13 protein-coding genes are annotated in these 16,604 nt (G+C 72.3%); 11 read left to right on the forward strand and 2 right to left on the reverse strand.

Going from position 1 to position 16,604, the window contains the following annotated elements; genetic code table 11:
- Positions 1-219: 219 nt before the first annotated feature.
- From STRCI_RS05105 to STRCI_RS05120, 4 genes are all read left to right on the forward strand, one after another.
- Positions 220-3,078, forward strand: coding sequence for a DEAD/DEAH box helicase (locus STRCI_RS05105; protein WP_269664489.1), 2,859 nt, complete (start codon positions 220-222; stop codon positions 3,076-3,078).
- Positions 3,075-4,349 carry an SWIM zinc finger family protein gene (locus STRCI_RS05110; RefSeq protein ID WP_269657628.1) on the forward strand — a complete coding sequence of 425 codons (1,275 nt, stop codon included), beginning with the start codon at positions 3,075-3,077 and terminating at the stop codon, positions 4,347-4,349. The genes STRCI_RS05105 and STRCI_RS05110 overlap by 4 nt, the downstream gene beginning before the upstream one ends.
- A gap of 36 nt (positions 4,350-4,385) precedes the next feature.
- Entirely contained in the window at positions 4,386-4,925 is a 540-nt protein-coding gene (locus STRCI_RS05115; RefSeq protein WP_269657629.1) for a GNAT family N-acetyltransferase, read from the forward strand.
- Positions 4,926-5,053: 128 nt separating this feature from the next.
- Positions 5,054-6,394, forward strand: a complete 1,341-nt coding sequence (locus STRCI_RS05120) for an esterase-like activity of phytase family protein (RefSeq protein WP_269657630.1) — start codon at positions 5,054-5,056, stop codon at positions 6,392-6,394.
- Positions 6,395-6,470: 76 nt separating this feature from the next.
- On the opposite strand, the gene STRCI_RS05125 is transcribed toward STRCI_RS05120, so the two are convergent.
- Both STRCI_RS05125 and xylA read right to left on the reverse strand, forming a co-directional pair.
- Complete coding sequence (locus STRCI_RS05125) at positions 6,471-6,932, reverse strand: hypothetical protein (protein WP_269657631.1); 462 nt, start codon at positions 6,930-6,932, stop codon at positions 6,471-6,473.
- 179 nt (positions 6,933-7,111) lie between these two features.
- Positions 7,112-8,278: a xylose isomerase gene (gene xylA / locus STRCI_RS05130; RefSeq protein ID WP_269657632.1), complete on the reverse strand. Its 1,167-nt coding sequence runs from the start codon at positions 8,276-8,278 to the stop codon at positions 7,112-7,114.
- A 159-nt stretch (positions 8,279-8,437) separates the two neighbouring features.
- Here xylA and xylB point away from each other — a divergent pair, with 159 nt between their 5' ends.
- The 7 genes from xylB (at position 8,438) to STRCI_RS05165 (ending at position 16,558) form a co-directional block, all read left to right on the forward strand.
- Positions 8,438-9,883: a xylulokinase gene (gene xylB, locus STRCI_RS05135; protein ID WP_269657633.1), complete on the forward strand. Its 1,446-nt coding sequence runs from the start codon at positions 8,438-8,440 to the stop codon at positions 9,881-9,883.
- A 48-nt stretch (positions 9,884-9,931) separates the two neighbouring features.
- Complete coding sequence (locus STRCI_RS05140) at positions 9,932-11,140, forward strand: ROK family transcriptional regulator (RefSeq protein ID WP_269657634.1); 1,209 nt, start codon at positions 9,932-9,934, stop codon at positions 11,138-11,140.
- Between the two features lie 194 nt (positions 11,141-11,334).
- Complete coding sequence (locus STRCI_RS05145; protein ID WP_269657635.1) at positions 11,335-12,348, forward strand: acetamidase/formamidase family protein; 1,014 nt, start codon at positions 11,335-11,337, stop codon at positions 12,346-12,348.
- Positions 12,349-12,440: 92 nt separating this feature from the next.
- Positions 12,441-13,040 carry an N-acetylmuramoyl-L-alanine amidase gene (locus tag STRCI_RS05150; RefSeq protein WP_269657636.1) on the forward strand — a complete coding sequence of 200 codons (600 nt, stop codon included), beginning with the start codon at positions 12,441-12,443 and terminating at the stop codon, positions 13,038-13,040.
- Between the two features lie 109 nt (positions 13,041-13,149).
- Positions 13,150-14,418, forward strand: a complete 1,269-nt coding sequence (locus tag STRCI_RS05155; RefSeq protein ID WP_269664490.1) for a GAF domain-containing protein — start codon at positions 13,150-13,152, stop codon at positions 14,416-14,418.
- A 119-nt stretch (positions 14,419-14,537) separates the two neighbouring features.
- The gene (gene adh, locus STRCI_RS05160; RefSeq protein WP_269657637.1) at positions 14,538-16,061 is read left to right on the forward strand and encodes an aldehyde dehydrogenase; all 1,524 of its coding nucleotides are present in this window, start codon (positions 14,538-14,540) and stop codon (positions 16,059-16,061) included.
- A 200-nt stretch (positions 16,062-16,261) separates the two neighbouring features.
- Positions 16,262-16,558: an antibiotic biosynthesis monooxygenase family protein gene (locus STRCI_RS05165; RefSeq protein ID WP_269657638.1), complete on the forward strand. Its 297-nt coding sequence runs from the start codon at positions 16,262-16,264 to the stop codon at positions 16,556-16,558.
- The last annotated feature ends 46 nt before the right edge of the window (positions 16,559-16,604 follow it).

The following is a 16,604-nucleotide window of genomic DNA, read 5'->3' on the forward strand; positions in this document are numbered from 1 at the left end:
GCACTGCCGCTCTCTGCTCTCAAAACGGGCACACGCTTCCCGCGGTTCCGGACCGCGACCCTGAGACGTCCCTGAGGTGTGCCCCCTACTGGTCCTCCTCCATGCCCTCTCACCCTCCCATGGCAGTGATGCGGAACACAGCCCTGTCATGCCGGATCGGGCCAGGCGGTGCTGTACCCTCGGCGACTCCGCTCGGTAGTCAAACTTGAGGAATACGCCATCGCTGCGCAGACGGTCCCCCCGGCAACCCCCTCCGAGATCTTCGAACTGACCCACTGTTGTGCCGTGTTCGTGCCCGGTGATCCGGCGCGCACCGGCAGGATCGCCTTCTGGCACTCCGGCTCCAACACCTCTCCCCTCGTGGAGGCGAAGTCGGCCGAGCACCTGACCGTGGTCGTGCCCGGCGACGACGGCGTGGAGCGCGTAAGCGTTCCGGCCGTCCTGCTGCCCGTGCGCGCCGCGTTGCCGGTACTGATCCGCGCGCGTGCCTCCGCGGAGGCACATCGAGCCGGCGCCTTCTGGGGCTCGGCGGCGGTACTGGCGCTGCAACTGACCGCGCGGGGGCTGCTGTTGCCCGGTCTGTCACCGGCGGACCACGACGCCTGGCGCGTGGGCCCTCTCGGCGCCGGGGACATCGAGCGGGTGCGTCGGCTCGCCGCGGCGATGCCGCCCGAGGCGCATGCCGTACCGCTCACGGCCACTGGGGCGCTGCGGCTGCCCGACCCGGAGCAGCTGCTGCGCGCCTTCCTGGACGCCGTCGCGGACACCCTGCCCCGCACACCGGCGGCCTCTTTGGTGACGGGTGGTGCCGCCTACGCCGCGCCGGAGCCGCAGCACGTGCCCGGGCATCGCGCGTGGGCGGCCGATGTCGCCGCGGGCCATGACGCCGGGGTCCGCCTGTCGCTGCGGATCGAGGTCCCCGGCCTGACCGACGCCACCACGCAGGACGCGGCGCCCGTCTTCCGCGCGGTCCTCCAGGTGCACGGTGTGAGTGATCAGGCTCTCGTCGCCGACGCCGCTCAGGTCTGGGCCGGGGCCTCCGCCTTCGGTCCCCGCGCACAGATGGACGCCCTGCTGGCGCTGCGCCGTGCGGCCCGCGCGTGGCCGCCGCTCGCCCCTCTGCTGTCAGCCACGGTTCCCGACGCCGTCGAACTGGCCGACGAGGAAGTCACCGACCTGCTCTCCACGGGCGCCCGGGCCCTGGCCGGGGCGGGCGTCGAGGTGCACTGGCCCAAGGAACTGTCACGCGAGCTCACCGCCCGCGCGGTGGTCGGCCCGCCCGAGGACGAACAGGGTCCCGCCGACCTGGCCTCCGACACGCCCTCATTCCTCTCCGCCGACGCGCTGCTCTCCTTCGACTGGCGGTTCGCGCTGGGGGATCAGCAGCTCACCCGCGAGGATCTGGACCGCCTGGCCGAGGCCCACCGGCCCCTCGTACGGCTGCGCGACCAGTGGGTCCTGATCGATCCCGAGGAAGTGCGCCGGGCTCGCGGGCAGCAGGACCGCAAGGTGACGCCCGTCGACGCGCTCAGCGCCGCCCTGACGGGTTCGACGGACGTCGACGGCCGCAGGGTCGAGGTGCGGCCCACGGGGTGGCTGGCGGCCCTGCGGGAGCGTCTGGCCGACCCCGAGACACAGGAGTCGGTCCCGCAGCCCGCCGCGCTTGCCGCCACCCTGCGCGACTACCAGCGGCGGGGCCTGAACTGGCTGGCCCGCATGACCTCGCTCGGTCTGGGCTGCTGTCTCGCCGACGACATGGGACTGGGCAAGACCATCACGCTGATCGCGCTGCATCTGCACCGGCAGACCGACGACTCCTCGGCGGGTCCCACGCTGGTGGTGTGTCCGACGTCGCTGATGGGCAACTGGCAGCGCGAGATCGAGAAGTTCGCCCCCGGCACGCCCGTGCGCCGCTTCCACGGCTCCCGGCGCGACCTGGAGAGCCTCGCCGACGGGGAGTTCGTGCTCACCACCTACGGCACGATGCGCCTGGACGCGCACCGGCTCGGCGAGGTGCGGTGGGGCATGGTGGTGGCGGACGAGGCCCAGCATGTGAAGAACCCCTACTCGGCGACCGCGCGGGAGCTGCGCTCCATCGGCGCACGCGCGCGTGTGGCGCTGACCGGCACCCCGGTGGAGAACAACCTCTCGGAGCTGTGGGCGATTCTCGACTGGACGACTCCCGGGCTGCTCGGCCGCCTCGGCACGTTCCGCACGCGGTACGCGCAGTCCATCGAGGGCGGCCAGGACCCGGCCGCCGCCGAACGGCTCGCCCGGCTGGTCCGCCCGTTCCTGCTGCGCCGCCGCAAGGCGGATCCGGGCATCGCGCCGGAGCTGCCGCCGAAGACCGAGACAGACCGCGCGGTGTCGCTCTCCAAGGAGCAGGCGGGACTGTACGAGGCGGTGGTGCGCGAGACGCTCGCGGAGATCGCCGAGGCCGACAGCATGGCGCGGCGCGGGCTGATCGTGAAGCTGCTGACGGGCCTGAAGCAGATCTGCAACCACCCGGCGCAGTACCTCAAGGAGGAGCGGCCGAGGATCGCCGGGCGCTCCGGGAAGCTGGAGCTGCTGGACGAGTTGCTGGACACGATCCTCTCCGAGGGGGCCGGGGTTCTGGTCTTCACCCAGTACGTGCGCATGGGGCGCCTCATCGAGCGGCATCTGGCGGCCCGTGGGGTGAACTCGCAGTTCCTGCACGGCGGTACGCCGATCGCCGAGCGCGAGCGGCTGGTGCGCCGGTTCCAAGACGGTGAAGTGCCCGTCTTCCTGCTGTCGTTGAAGGCGGCCGGCACGGGCCTGAATCTCACGCGGGCCGAGCATGTCGTGCACTACGACCGCTGGTGGAACCCGGCCGTGGAGGCGCAGGCCACGGACCGCGCGTACCGGATCGGTCAGACGCGGCCCGTTCAGGTGCACCGGCTGATCGCCGAGGGAACCATCGAGGACCGTATCGCCGACATGCTGAGCCGCAAGAAGGAGCTGGCCGACGCGGTGCTCGGCTCCGGTGAGGCGGCGTTGACCGAGCTGACGGACGCGGAACTGGCCGATCTGGTGGAGCTGCGAGGGGGCGCGCGATGAGTCGCTACGACGGTGATCAGGACCTGGAGCGCACGTTCGCGGCGCTGCCTCCCGCGCACGGGAAAGGCTTCGCGCAGACGTGGTGGGGCCAGGCCTGGCTGAAGGCGCTGGAGGACACGGCGCTGGACTCCGCACAGCTCAAGGCGGGCCGCAGGCTCGCCCGCGCGGGAGCGGTGGGCGCGGTGTCTGTGCGCCCGGGGCGCATCACGGCCGTGGTCCAGGACCGCGACCGTACCCACCACCGCGCGGACGTCCTGCTGGAGGAGCTGTCCGGGGAGCAGTGGGACCGGTTCCTGGACATGGCCGTCGAGCGGGCCGGGCATGTGGCGGCGCTGCTGGACCGTGACATGCCGCCGCACCTGGTCGAGGACGCGGCGGACACCGGCGTCGACCTGCTGCCGGGCTTGGGCGACCTGGAACCCGAGTGCGACTGCGGGGCATGGGACCACTGCGCGCACACGGCGGCCCTGTGCTACCAGGTGGCGCGGCTGCTGGACCAGGACCCCTTCGTGCTGCTGCTGATGCGCGGACGGGCCGAACGCGCCCTGCTGGACGCCCTCCAGGCCCGCAGCACCGCGCCCGCCGAGGCCGCGGAGACCGCTCCCGAACCCGAGGGCGTGGACGCGGCGGAGGCGTTCGCGGCCGGGGACATCCTGCCGCCGCTGCCGGACCTCCCCGAACTCCCCGCGGAGCCCGGGGAACCGCCGTCCCTCGACACCGAGACCCCTCCCCCGCCCGGCACCGATCCCGCGTCCCTGGAGTACCTCGCCGCCCGCACGGCAACGGAGGCACACCACCTGCTCGTCGACGTGCTACGCGCGGGCCCGCAGGATCCCGTGCCGGACGTGGAACTGCCGCTCGCCCAGGACGCGGTACGGCTCGCCCTCGGCGCTCCCGTGCCGACCGTGGCGGAGCGCCTCGCCGACGGTTCGGGGCGTACCGGGGAGCAGTTGGCCCTGGCGGTGCGGGCGTGGGAGTTCGGCGGGGCGGCCGGGACGGCCGTGCTGGAGGAGGAGTGGGCCGTGGACGGGGAAACGCTCGTACGCGCGCGTGCGGCTCTGGAGGCGGCCTGGGAAGAGGAGGAACGGCCGCAGTTGAGGGCGAAGGGCAACCGGTGGACGGCCGTCGGCACTTCCGGGCAGGTGCGGCTGGGACGGGACGGCCGCTGGTGGCCGTACCGGAAGGAGCGGGGCCGCTGGGTGCCGGCCGGCGGCCCGGCACAGGACCCGGCCACGGCACTGGCCTCGGCGGAGACCGGGCCGGAGGCGTGATCCCAAGGGCGGGGCGGCGACAGTAGGTTGACGTTCATGCGGAACTACGGCCCGGACGTGCTCACTGTCGCCGACGAACTCGCCCAAGCGTACGTCGAGATCTTCACGGCGCCGCCCTGGGACGGGCGGGACGTCGACGAGACCCGCGCGAAGTTCCGCGAGCGCCTGGAGACCGATGCGCGACGTCCCGGATTCCGGGCGGTCATCGAGTGGTCGGACGACGGCGAGATGGCCGGATTCGCCACGGGGTGGACGACCCGGGCACCGTTCCGCACGGACCGCGCCTACGGAAAGGTGACCCGGCGCCTGGGCGCGGCCCGGATCGACGAGTTGCTGATGGGAACCACGGAGGTGGACGAGTTGGGCGTGCGGCCCCGCGCGCGGGGCACCGGGCTCGGCCGGCGCCTGCTGTCGGCGCTCGTCTCCACCGCGCCCGGCGGGCGTGCCTGGCTGCTCACCTGGGACCAGGCGCACGACACCGTGCGGTTCTACCGCCACCTCGGCTGGCAGGAGCCCGAGCCGTCGCCCGGCGACGGGACGGACATCGTGGTCTTCCTGTCGCCGACGCCGTCCTGACGTCCGGACCGGGGAGACGTCGGGTCGACGAGCGGCCGACGTCCTGCGTTCACGTGTTCGTCTCACGGCGTTCCGCACGGGGACCAAATCTGGCCGCTGTCACCGAACTTGGTCCTCAGGAGGCCCTGATGTCCCCGCACGCCACTGGCCGGCGCCGCGTCCACCGTTCCGTCGCGGCGGGCGTACCCCTCGCCGTCATGGCCGTCCTCGCGGCAACCGGCCCCGCCGCGGGCACCCCGTCCGACGACGCCCGGGTCATCGGCACCGCCACCCTGGGCGACATACCCCTGGCCGCGTTCAGCAACGCGCTGCTGCCCGGCACGGTGGCCGACGACCGGGGTGTCGACCTCGGCGGCATCGGCAGCGACATCTACCCGACCGGCCGCAAGGGCGAGTACTGGACCGTCACCGACCGCGGCCCCAACGGCCAGATCAAGGTGGACGGCACCAAGCGCCGCACCTTCCCCGTCCCCGGCTTCGACCCGGCGATCGTCAAGATCCGTGTCTCCGGCGGCACCGTACGCGTGATCGACGCCATTCCGATCACCACCTCGTCCGGCAAGCCCGTCACCGGCCTGCCCAACCAGGCGAGCCGTGACGAGGCCCCCTACAACTACAACGCGAGCACGCCGGGGTCGTACAACCCCAACGGCCTCGACACCGAGGGCATCGTGCGGGCCAAGGACGGGAGCTTCTGGCTGGTCGACGAGTACGGGCCCTCGCTCGTGCACGTCTCCGCGCGCGGGAAGGTGCTCACGCGGTACGTGCCCGAAGGGCTGAACCTCACGGGTGCCGACTACCCGGTGGTCGAGGCGCTGCCCTCGGTGCTGCTGCACCGCAAGATCAACCGCGGTTTCGAGGGGCTCGCCCAACTGCCCGGCGGTGACCTCGTGATGGCCGTGCAGAGCCCGCTCTCGCTGCCGGACGCGGATGCCGGGGAGGCCTCGCGCACGACCCGTCTGCTGCGCTTCTCGCCGAAGAACAAGGCGGTCACCGCCGAGTACGCCTACCGCTTCGACGCGGTGAACGTGGTGGACCCGAGCGAGGACGATACCTCCGAGCTCAAGATCTCTTCGCTGGTCGCCGTCGGGGGCAACCGTCTGCTGGTGCAGGAGCGCACCGACAAGGCCGCCCGGCTGCACCTGGTGCGGCTGGACAAGGACGCGAACATCCTCGGTGGCTCCTGGGACGACGACACCACGTCCCCGTCGCTGGAGCAGCTCGACGACCCGGCCGCCGCCGGTGTGCCCGTCCTCACCAAGAAGCTGGTCGTCGACCTCGGCACCATCGACGGGGTGCCCGGCAAGATCGAGGGCGTCGCGCGCGTGGGCCACGACACGCTGGCCCTGATCAACGACAACGACTTCGGGATGACCGACGGGACGGGCGCGTTCGACGCGCAGGGCCGACTGGTCGACAGCGGCATCGAGACGACGGTGACCTACGTCCGTCTGCCGCGCGGCATCTGACGGTCGTCGGACATCCACGCGTGCGTGGCCGTGCACAGCGGCCACGCACGCGTGCTGTCACCCCACAGCCATCGACTCAGGGCAGATCCACGTCGTCGAAGTCCGGCAGCAGCGACTCCAGATCGCTCGGGAGGTCGCTGGGCAGATCACTGGGGAACCCGGACGGCAGCAGCGATTCGATGTCGCTGGGCAGGTCGCTCGGCAGTCTGCTGGGCAGTTCGGTGGGGAGGCTGAACGACGGCCGCGGCGACGGGCTCGCGCTGCTCTCGGCGGGCGACTCGTCCCCCGGTGAGTCGTCGCTCCCCGAGCCCAGCAGCACCACCAGGGCGACGGCCGCGCCCACCAGGATCACGGCGAGCAGGGCCAGGAGCGGACCGCGCCGCCGCCTCGGGCCATCGGGCGGCGGCCCGTCGTAGGAGGACGATCCGTCGTAGGGCGGCGGCCCGAATCCGTCGGTCGGCGGTCCGTAACCGCCGCCCGGGGGCGGCGTGTCACCCGGCGGACCGGGCGGCTGGGGCGGTACGGGCGGGATGGCCATACCGCCCAGCGTCACCTTCCGGCGGTGATCACGCGACCCACTCGCGGAAGTTGGTACCGGGCCATTCCACGGACCGCACGATTCCGGTGCATTCCATGGACCGCGGCACCAGCATCCGAGGACACCACCCCGCGCGGGCGCGCCACCCGAAGGCGGCGCCCCCACGCGCGCGTGTCCGCTCAGCCACGCGCCCCCAGCAGATGGTCCATGGCCAGCTGGTCGAGCTGCTCGAAGGCCATCCCGCGCGCGGCGGCCGCCTCGGCGTCGAAGTCCTCGAAGGCGGTGCGGTCGGCGAGCAGGGCCTCAAGGCCGTCGGCGGCGGTGCGCTGCGCCAGCTCGTCCAGGCGCGAGGCCCGCAGCGCCTCCTGGACCTCCGGGTCCGCGCGGAAGGCGGCCGCGCGCTCCTTGAGGATCAGGTAGTTGCGCATGCAGCCCGCGGCGGACGCCCACACACCGTCCAGGTCCTCGGTCCGCGGCGGCTTGAAGTCGAAGTGGCGCGGTCCGGCGTACCCGGCGCTCTCCAGCAGGTCGACGAGCCAGAAGGCGGCGCGCAGGTCACCGGCGCCGAAGCGCAGGTCCTGGTCGTACTTGATGCCGGACTGACCGTTGAGGTCGATGTGGAAGAGCTTGTCCGCCCACAGGGCCTGGGCGATGCCGTGCGGGAAGTTCAGCCCGGCCATCTGCTCGTGGCCGACCTCGGGGTTGACGCCGTACAGCTCGGGGCGCTCCAGGCGCTCGATGAACGCCAGCGCGTGGCCGACCGTGGGCAGCAGGATGTCGCCGCGGGGCTCGTTCGGCTTGGGCTCGATGGCGAAGCGCAGGTCGTAGCCCTGGGCGGTGACGTACTCGCCCAGCAGGTCGAAGGCCTCCTTCATGCGGTCCAGCGCGACGCGCACGTCCTTGGCAGCACCGGACTCGGCGCCCTCGCGGCCGCCCCAGGCGACGTAGGTCTTCGCGCCCAGCTCGACCGCCAGGTCGATGTTGCGGATGGTCTTGCGCAGGGCGTACCGGCGCACGTCACGGTCGTTCGCGGTGAACGCGCCGTCCTTGAAGACGGGATGCGTGAAGAGGTTGGTGGTGGCCATCGGCACGGCCATGCCGGTGGCGTCCAGGGCCTGCCGGAAGCGCTTGATGTGCGCCTCGCGCTCGGTGTCGGAGGATCCGAAGGGGATCAGGTCGTCGTCGTGGAACGTGACGCCGTGGGCGCCGAGCTCGGCCAGGCGCTGCACCGTCTCGACCGGGTCGAGGGCGCGACGGGTGGCGTCGCCGAAGGGGTCCCGTCCCTGCCAGCCGACGGTCCACAGGCCGAAGGTGAACCTGTCCTCGGGGGTGGGCTGGTAGTTCATGCCGCGGCTCCTTGCCTGCTGCGAGTTGCTTGCTGCCGACTATTTCGTCATGGCGATTTACAAATTAGTATGCCGAGGCATCTCTGGGAAGAGAACAGTTGGCTCGGACACAGACACGAGCCGAGCGCAGGAGCCGAGCCGCACAAGAGGAGAGCCCCGATGTCAGCAGCCGAAGGACCGCTCGTCGTCGGCGTGGACACGTCCACCCAGTCCACCAAGGCCCTCGTCGTCGACGCGGCCACCGGGGAGGTCGTCGCGAGCGGCCAGGCCCCGCACACGGTGTCTTCCGGGGCGGGCCGCGAGTCCGACCCCCGCCAGTGGTGGGACGCCCTGTGCGAGGCCCTGCACCAGTGCGGCGACGCCGCCCACGAGGCCGCGGCGGTGTCGATCGGCGGCCAGCAGCACGGCCTGGTCACGCTGGACGAGCGGGGCGAACCGGTCCGCCCGGCGATGCTCTGGAACGACGTCCGCTCCGCTCCGCAGGCCCGCCGTCTCGTCGAGGAGCTGGGCGGACCGAAGGCCTGGGCGGAGCGCACCGGCAGCGTCCCCGGCGCCTCCTTCACGGTGACGAAGTGGGCCTGGCTGGCCGAGCACGAGCCGGACGCCGTCCGCGCGACGAAGGCGGTACGACTCCCGCACGACTACCTCACCGAGCGCCTCACGGGCCAGGGCACCACCGACCGCGGCGACGCCTCCGGCACCGGCTGGTGGGCGTCCGGGACGGAGTCGTACGACGCGGAGACCCTGGCGCATGTCGGCCTCGACCCCGCGCTGCTCCCGCGCGTGGTGCGGCCCGGCGAGGTGGCGGGCACCGTGCGCGACCACCATGAGCTGCCGTTCTCCAAGGGCACCCTGGTCGCCCCCGGCACCGGCGACAACGCCGCCGCCGCGCTCGGTCTCGGCCTGCGCCCCGGCACCCCCGTGCTCAGCCTCGGCACCTCCGGGACGGTGTACGCGGTGTCCAGGCACCGACCGGCGGACCCGTCCGGCACGGTCGCGGGGTTCGCCGACGCGCACGGCGACTGGCTGCCGCTGGCCTGCACCCTGAACTGCACGCTCGCCGTCGACCGCGTGGCGGCTCTGCTCGGCCTGGACCGTGAGGCCGTTGAGCCCACCGCCGACGTCACGCTCCTGCCCTACCTGGACGGCGAACGCACTCCGAACCTGCCGAACGCCTCCGGACTGCTGCTGGGCCTGCGCCACGACACGACGGCCGGCCAGCTCCTCCAGGCCGCCTACGACGGTGCCGTGCACTCCCTGCTCGGCGCGTTGGACCTGGTCCTCGACGCGGACGCGGACCGCTCGGCGCCGCTGCTGCTGATCGGCGGCGGCGCTCGCGGCACGGCCTGGCAGCAGACCGTACGCAGGCTGTCGGGCCGTCCGGTGCAGGTGCCCGAGGCCAAGGAGCTGGTGGCGCTCGGCGCCGCGGCCCAGGCGGCCGGACTGCTGACCGGCGAGGATCCGGCCGCGGTCGCCCGCCGCTGGAACACCGCGGCGGGCCCGGTGCTGGACGCCGTGGAGCGGGACGAGGCGACCCTGGCCCGGATCGCCGGGGTACTCTCCGACGCGGCCCCGCTGCTGGAGCGGGGATCGCAGGCCCGGTGAGATGCCGCGCGGCGACCGTACGCACACCGATCGAGGACTGACGGAGGCATGACCGCACCGCTGCACGAGCCCCACCCGGCCGGTCCCGGGCGCGCGCTGCCCGACACCCAGCAGGGCATGCGCCGCCGCAATCTGGCCCGGGTGATGCACACCGTCAGCGCGGAGGGCCCCCTCTCGCGTGCCGCCGTCGCCTCGCGGATCGGTCTGACGCGTGCCGCGATCTCGACCCTCGTGGACGAGCTGATCCGCTCCGGCCTGATCGAGGAGCTGGGCCCGGAACGGCCCGGCCGGGTGGGCAGGCCGGGCTCCGCGCTCGCGGTGAGCGCGCACGGCCCGGCCGGTATCGGCGCGGAGATCGGTGTCGACCACCTCGCGGTGTGCGCGGTCGATCTGCGCGGGGCTATACGAGCGAGGGCCGTACGGCACGGCGCGAACCGGGGGCGTTCGGCCGAACCGGTGATCCGTGAGCTGACCGAGCTGGTGCACCGGGTCGTCGCGGAGGCGGACGCCGAAGGGCTGTGGCCCGCGGGGCTCGCGGTGGCGGTGCCCGGTCTGGTGGCGCGTGACGGACGCACGGTCGTCCGCGCCCCCAACCTCGCATGGCACGACGTCGACCTCGGGGCACTCCTGCCCGGAGACGTCCCGCTGACCGTGGACAACGAGGCGAACTTCGGCGCCCTGGCCGAACTCTGGCTCGGCGAGGGCACACCGCGCGACTTCCTGCATGTGTCCGCGGAGATCGGCATCGGCGCGGCCGTCGTCGTGGACGGCCAACTGCTGCGCGGGACCCGAGGATTTGCGGGCGAACTCGGGCATGTGCCGGTCCGCCCGGAGGGGCCCGCGTGCCCCTGCGGGGGCCGCGGCTGCCTGGAGCAGTACGCGGGCGAGGAGGCCGTGCTGCGAGCGGCCGGCCTGGAACCGGGCGAAGACCGCGTCGGCCTGCTCGCCGGGCGGGCGGCCGAGGGGGACACGGCCGTACGAGGTGCTCTGCACGACGCCGGAGCCGCGCTCGGCGTCGCGCTGACCGGGGCGGTGAATCTGCTGGACCCGGAGAGCGTGGTGCTCGGCGGGGCGCTGGCCGGGCTCGCGCCCTGGCTGTTGCCCTCGCTGGAGGCGGAGCTGGAGGGGCGGACCGCGGGGCCGGCCTGCCCGGTATCCGTGTCGCGCCTGGGTTCCGAGGGGCCCTTGCTGGGTGCGGCGCACTGGGTGGTGCGGGGAGTGCTGGATGATCCGGCCGGAGTCGTCGGCCGGGCGTGAACCGGGGAGGAACATCCCCAACCCCGGACGGACTTCACCTGCCCGGGTGACCGACTTATCCACAGCCCGCGTCCTGTCCACGGATCCAGGGCGTCTCCTCCGCCCCAACCCCTCCGCGCCGTACCGTGATTCACGCGAGGGCGCTCTCCGGCCCCTCCACCCCGTGACCTGTGGCAGAACGGAGCTGTGCGGCGATGAGCGACCCCCGGATCCTGACCGTCCGACCCCAACCCGGCGAGTACGCCTGGACGTTCGGCGGTGTGCCGCCCGTGGCGCGGATCGCGCCCGGCACGGTGCTCGACCTGTTCACGGAGGACTGTTTCGGCGGCCGGGTGCGGTCGGAGAAGGACCTGGTCTCCGAGGTCTGCGAGTTCCCCTTCCTCAACCCGCAGACCGGTCCGTTCCACATCGAGGGCGCGGAGCCCGGGGACACCGTCGCCGTGCACTTCGTCTCGATCGAGCCCGCCCGCGACTGGGCCGCGTCCACCACTGTCCCCCTGTTCGGCGCCCTCACCTCCACCCACACCACGGCCTCCCTCCAGCCCCCGCTCCCGGAGGCCGTCTGGATCTGGCAGCTGGACAGGACCCGGCGCACCGCCCTCTTCCGCGCGCACGACAACGACTTCGAGGCAGAGCTGCCGATGGATCCCATGCACGGGACCGTGGGTGTGGCCCCCGCCAACCTGGAGGTCCGCTCCGCGCTGGTGCCGGACGCGCACGGCGGGAACATGGACACACCCGAGATGCGGGCGGGCGTCACCTGTTATCTCGGGGTGAACGTCGAGGGCGCGCTGCTGAGTCTCGGGGACGGACACGCGCGCCAGGGCGAGGGAGAGACCTGCGGTGTCGCCGTCGAGTGCGCGATGAACACGGTGGTGATCGTCGAACTGCTCAAGGGAATCGCCACCCCCTGGCCGCGCATCGAGTCGGACACCCACATCATCTCGACGGGTTCGGCACGCCCACTGGAGGACGCGTTCCGGATATCGCAGCTCGACCTGGTGCAGTGGCTGGTGCGCGACTACGGCTTCAGCGAGTCGGACGCCTACCAGTTCGCGACCCAGGCCGTCGAGTCCCCGTTGGCCAATGTGTGCGATACCAACTACACATGCGTGGCCAAGCTGCGCAAGCAGTGGCTGCCCGAGCGAGAGACGCACCGCGGGGTGCACGCCCGCCTGCGCGAGACGGCCGCGGCCCTGCCGCGCTGACCTGCACCCGACTCCAGACCCACGACTCCGGACTCACGACTCCAGGCCCACGACCCTCGACTCCCGACACGACCGAGAGGCCACTCCCCCGCATGGAACGGGCACGATCACTGACCAGCAGACGACGGCTGTTGCAGGGCGCCGCGCTCGCCGCTGTGCCGTACGGGCTGTTGCCCGGACCGCACGCCGGGGCGCAGGTCCAGGCTCCCGACCACCCGACGGCCGCGTGGCGGCAGGCGAACACCGCCAACTTCACCACCGCCCGCCGGCCCGTGGAGTACACCGTCGACCTGGTGATCGTCCATGTCACGCAGACCGACTACTCCGGCACCCTGAGGGTCTTCCGGAACCCGAAGAAGAAGGTGTCCGCGCACTACCTCGTCCGCTCCTCCGACGGACACGTGGCGCAGTGCGTCCGGGAGTCGGACATCGCCTGGCACGCCGGGAACTGGGTCTACAACACCCGCAGTATCGGCATCGAGCACGAGGGCTGGGTGGACCGGCCCGCCTACTTCACTGACGCCCTCTACGAGCGATCAGCGGCGCTGACCGCGGCGATCTGCGCCAGACACGGCATCCCGAGAGACAGGAGGCACATCATCGGCCATCACGAGGTGCCGGGCACCGACCACACCGACCCGGGGCCGCACTGGGACTGGGAACGCTACCTCACACTCGTCAAGGCCGCCTGAACGAGACAATGAGGGGCACGTCGTTCGAGTGACCGCTGCCGAAAAGGTTGTCCGCGCGCGTACCCGGAGTGACGATGTCCCCAGCCGCATCGCCGTCCGGGAGGCCGAGTTGACGGATCCGTGGGTGGCCCTGGAGCCGGGGGCCGACCCTGCCGAGCACGCACGCATGCTGCGCCGCGCGCATGAGACGTTCACCGCGGCGGGCACCGTGCCCAAACCGGTGCGCGCCGTGGTGGCCGACTCCTGGCGGCGTTCCGCGAGAGCGGGGGTCGGGCCGGACGGCACGGCGAGTGTGGAACTCGCGGACGGCGACCTCGGCGCCTACCGCGCGGAGCATCCGCTGGCCCGGGTGATGCCGCTGTTCCGGGAGCTGCTGGGCTCGTTCGCGGCGGACGGAGAGCATCTGCTCGCGGTGTGCGACGAGCACGGCAGGCTGCTGTGGGTCGAGGGGCACGCCACGACCCGTCGGCAGGCGATGCAGATGAACTTCGTGCCCGGCGCCCGCTGGTCGGAGACGGCGGTCGGGACGAACGCGCCGGGTACGGCGGTGGCGGTCGACCGGCCGGTGCAGGTGTTCGCGGCCGAGCACTTCATCCGGCGGGTGCAACCGTGGACGTGCGCGGCGGCACCGGTGCACGATCCGCGCACCGGGCGGGTGCTGGGAGCCGTGGACATCACCGGGGGCGACGGGCTCGCGCATCCGCACAGCCTGGGCTTCGTGCAGGCGGTCGCGCGGGCGGCGGAGTCCCATCTGGCCCTGATCGCCCCGGTGAGCCCGGCCGCGGACACGCACCAGCTGTCCGCGCTGGGACGGGACGAGGCCCAGCTGGTCACCGGTGGCCGCCGGATCAGGCTCAGCCGGCGGCACAGCGAGATCCTCGTCCTGCTCGCCCGGCATCCGGAAGGGCTGAGCGGGGACGAGCTGCTGTGCGCGCTGTACGAGGACGAGTCGGTCACGCCAGTGACCCTGCGCGCCGAGCTCGCCCGGCTGCGGCGGATTCTCGGCCCCGGTCTGCTGGCGTCCCGGCCGTACCGGCTCACCGCGCCGGTCGAGTCCGACGTCGCGGTCGTCGAGCGGCGCTTGGCGGCGGGGGCGGTGAGCGCGGCGGCGACGGCGTACTCCGGCCCCCTGCTGCCCGGTTCCCAGGCGCCGGCGGTGGCCAGGGTCAGACGACGCCTCGCCGACGGGCTCCGCACGGCGCTGATCGCCCGCCGGGACCCGGACCTGCTGGCGGACTGGGCCCACGCGCCCTGGGGCGAGGACGACCTGGACGTCTGGCGCGCCCTGGCCGCCGTACGCCCGACCGCCTCGGTCCGCTCCCGCCTCACCGCGCTGGAGTCTGAGCTGGCGGCTCCACCGGGGCGCGGGGCACGCTGACCGGCGATCGCCCCTGGCAGGAAGAGCCTCGCGCAACGTCCTTGCAACCTCCCCGTCCCTAGCCTCACGGCGAGAGCTGTCCAATGGTGGGCAGCGCTGGTGCAAGGAGGCTGGCCGGTATGACCCGTTACGCGGCACCGGGGACCGAGGGCGCGATCGTCTCCTATCAGGCGCGCTACGACCACTTCATCGGTGGCGAGTACGTGCCGCCGCTCAAGGGGCAGTACTTCGAGAACCCCTCTCCGGTGAACGGTCAGCCGTTCACGGAGATCGCGCGGGGCACGGCGGAGGACGTGGAGCGGGCCCTGGACGCGGCGCACGCGGCCGCGCCGGCCTGGGGACGCACGTCGGTGACCGAGCGCTCCGACATCCTGCTGAAGATCGCCGACCGGATGGAGGCGAACCTGGAGCAACTGGCGGTCGCCGAGAGCTGGGAGAACGGCAAGCCGGTCCGGGAGACGCTGGCGGCCGACATCCCGCTCGCCATCGACCACTTCCGCTACTTCGCCGGCGCGATCCGGGCGCAGGAGGGCTCGCTCGGCGAGATCGACGACGACACGGTGGCGTACCACTTCCATGAGCCGCTGGGTGTGGTCGCGCAGATCATCCCGTGGAACTTCCCGATCCTGATGGCGACATGGAAGCTGGCCCCGGCGCTGGCGGCGGGCAACGCGGTCGTGCTGAAGCCGGCCGAGCAGACCCCGGCCTCGATCCACGTCTGGCTGAGCGTGATCGCCGATCTGCTGCCGCCGGGGGTCGTCAACGTGGTGAACGGCTTCGGCGTGGAGGCGGGCAAGCCGCTGGCGTCCAGCCCGCGGGTGGCGAAAGTGGCGTTCACCGGTGAGACCACGACCGGCCGTCTGATCATGCAGTACGCCTCGGAGAACATCACCCCGGTCACCCTCGAACTCGGCGGCAAGTCCCCGAACATCTTCTTCGAGGACATCTGGCGGACGGACGACGACTTCCGCGACAAGGCCCTTGAGGGCTTCACCATGTTCGCGCTGAACCAGGGCGAGGTGTGCACCTGTCCGTCGCGGGCGCTCGTCCAGCGGGGCCACTACGCCGAGTTCATGGAGGCGGCGGTCGCCCGCACCGAGCAGATCAAGACCGGGCATCCGCTCGACACGGACACGATGATCGGCGCCCAGGCCTCCAACGACCAGCTGGAGAAGATCCTCTCCTACCTGGACATCGGCCGACAGGAAGGCGCCCGGGTCCTCACCGGCGGGGAGCGCATCGAGCACGACGGCGAACTCAAGGGCGGCTACTACGTCCAGCCGACCATCTTCGAGGGCAACAACCGGATGCGGATCTTCCAGGAGGAGATCTTCGGGCCCGTCGTCTCGGTGACGTCGTTCGACGACTTCGACGACGCCATCAAGATCGCCAATGACACGCTGTACGGCCTGGGCGCGGGCGTGTGGACCCGCGACGCCAACACCGCCTACCGCGCGGGCCGCGCGATCCAGGCGGGCCGCGTCTGGACGAACTGCTACCACGCCTACCCCGCGCACGCGGCGTTCGGCGGCTACAAGGGCTCGGGCATCGGCCGCGAGACGCACAAGATGATGCTGGAGCACTACCAGCAGACCAAGAATCTGCTGGTGTCGTACTCGCCGAGGAAGCTGGGCTTCTTCTAGCCAAAGGGAAGGGCGCCTGACCAGGTCAGATGACCGTCAGGCGCCCTTCGCGGCTCACACGGACCGTGGCCCCAGGGACCGGCGTCCGGCCAATGGTGACCGGAGTATCCACGCCGCGTCCGTTCGGGCCAGGCCAACGGGCGCCCTGCCTTCCACAGTGATCGACTGGGGTGACCGTTTCCACCTGACCGGAGATCATCATGGCGATCGTCGCTGTTTTCGAGGTGCCGGGCATGACCCGTGACCAGTACGAGCAGAGCGCGGACAAGGTCACCGGCGGGCGCGGCGCCGTGACCGCCTCCGCCGACTGGCCCGTCCCTGGCCTCATCTCGCACACCTCCGCCCCCACACCGAACGGCTGGCTCGTCGTCGACGTGTGGGAGTCGGACGAGGCCTTCCAGCGGTTCGGCGAGATCATCGTCCCGATCCTGCGCGAGCTCGGGGCACCTGACGTGGAGCCGAAGATCTACCCCGTGCACACCGTCGTGACCCGGTAGCAGCTGTCAGCAGCTCTCGCCGGTGAGGAGCCGGGCCCCGTGGCGG

Origin of the sequence: Streptomyces cinnabarinus (assembly GCF_027270315.1) — a bacterium.
GTDB lineage: Bacteria > Actinomycetota > Actinomycetes > Streptomycetales > Streptomycetaceae > Streptomyces > Streptomyces cinnabarinus.

What these genes read in the sequence shown, in the direction of transcription:
- STRCI_RS05110 (WP_269657628.1), top strand. Translation starts at nt 3,075, where the DNA reads ATGAGTCGCTACGACGGTGATCAGGACCTGGAGCGCACGTTCGCGGCG.
- STRCI_RS05115 (WP_269657629.1), top strand. Translation starts at nt 4,386, where the DNA reads ATGCGGAACTACGGCCCGGACGTGCTCACTGTCGCCGACGAACTCGCC.
- STRCI_RS05120 (WP_269657630.1), top strand. Translation starts at nt 5,054, where the DNA reads ATGTCCCCGCACGCCACTGGCCGGCGCCGCGTCCACCGTTCCGTCGCG.
- STRCI_RS05125 (WP_269657631.1), bottom strand. Translation starts at nt 6,932, where the DNA reads ATGGCCATCCCGCCCGTACCGCCCCAGCCGCCCGGTCCGCCGGGTGAC.
- xylA (WP_269657632.1), bottom strand. Translation starts at nt 8,278, where the DNA reads ATGAACTACCAGCCCACCCCCGAGGACAGGTTCACCTTCGGCCTGTGG.
- xylB (WP_269657633.1), top strand. Translation starts at nt 8,438, where the DNA reads ATGTCAGCAGCCGAAGGACCGCTCGTCGTCGGCGTGGACACGTCCACC.
- STRCI_RS05140 (WP_269657634.1), top strand. Translation starts at nt 9,932, where the DNA reads ATGACCGCACCGCTGCACGAGCCCCACCCGGCCGGTCCCGGGCGCGCG.
- STRCI_RS05145 (WP_269657635.1), top strand. Translation starts at nt 11,335, where the DNA reads ATGAGCGACCCCCGGATCCTGACCGTCCGACCCCAACCCGGCGAGTAC.
- STRCI_RS05150 (WP_269657636.1), top strand. Translation starts at nt 12,441, where the DNA reads ATGGAACGGGCACGATCACTGACCAGCAGACGACGGCTGTTGCAGGGC.
- adh (WP_269657637.1), top strand. Translation starts at nt 14,538, where the DNA reads ATGACCCGTTACGCGGCACCGGGGACCGAGGGCGCGATCGTCTCCTAT.
- STRCI_RS05165 (WP_269657638.1), top strand. Translation starts at nt 16,262, where the DNA reads ATGGCGATCGTCGCTGTTTTCGAGGTGCCGGGCATGACCCGTGACCAG.